Raw genomic sequence first — 987 nt, 5'->3', positions numbered from 1 at the left:
GCTATGAGAGTTCTTTTGTGGCTTATAAAAAGAATCAGCGTGAATTTCGATTTTACAAACTTCACGCTGAAATATAGTTTTTAAGGGACGACTACATATATTCTAAGGAATTTTTTCTATTATCTTTATTGTCTCCCATATTATAAATATTTATTAAGTATTGCTTGCTTTTCATTAGCTGCATCTTTTATCAAATTGCGAGCTTTCGTAATCTCTAACTCTAATGCCTCTATCTGAGACACTATACGCCTCTGTTCTTCAATTGGCGGTATAGGAATCCGGTATTTCCGGATGTCTTCCTTATTTCCTCGTGGCATTTTAACACCTTTCTTGCCTTCCATTACATAGTCAAAAAAAGCATCTCTACGAACCATATAAAAAATATACTTGGGAAGGTATTTACTTGCATCGGCAGACCTTAATACAAGGACATCTTTTGAACATCCACCCTCTTTATCCGCAAACCAAATCTTTTTAAGATATGGGCGAATATTAGAAATCAATATATCATCTTTATTATACTCCGTAATGGATGAAATATTCGCTTCACCTACAAAGGGGATGACTCCTAATTTGTTCTGAAGCATATTATCTGTTGTGATATATGTTTCAGATGTTATATCATTATATTTAATAGACTTAGTAACAAATGGAGCGATATTATTTAGCGCACCGTCTTCAAAGTTAATAGAGGATAGTAAACCTTCTACATCTGCTTCATTTTTTTTAATCAACTGTATAGAAGATGAGACAGACTCATCGACTTTACAAATCTCCTCTACAATCTGTTTTTGAATATCAATAGGAGGAACTGGTACTTTTATTCGAGCTATAGATTGTGATAAGTTCTGGATATTATTACCGCTACTCTCGTCTCTTATTATTTGTCTATATAGTCGCCCCTTAAAAAGTCATTTAATATTTGGTATTCAGTGATATAAATTCCTAAATACTTTGTCAAGTCTGCAATTTTTTGTATCTTCGATG

Annotated in this window: 1 protein-coding gene; it reads right to left on the bottom strand. The window is 32.9% G+C overall.

All coding sequences use genetic code 11. The features are described from left to right. Positions 1-140 precede the first annotated feature (140 nt). Positions 141-734, bottom strand: coding sequence for a restriction endonuclease subunit S (locus EII32_RS11310; RefSeq protein WP_233582395.1), 594 nt, complete (start codon positions 732-734; stop codon positions 141-143). Positions 735-987 lie beyond the last annotated feature (253 nt).

Source organism: Prevotella sp. OH937_COT-195 (assembly GCF_003932845.1).
Lineage (GTDB): Bacteria > Bacteroidota > Bacteroidia > Bacteroidales > Bacteroidaceae > Prevotella.
The sequence above is the reverse complement of the archived record's forward strand: the minus strand, read 5'-3'. Positions and strand labels throughout refer to the sequence as shown.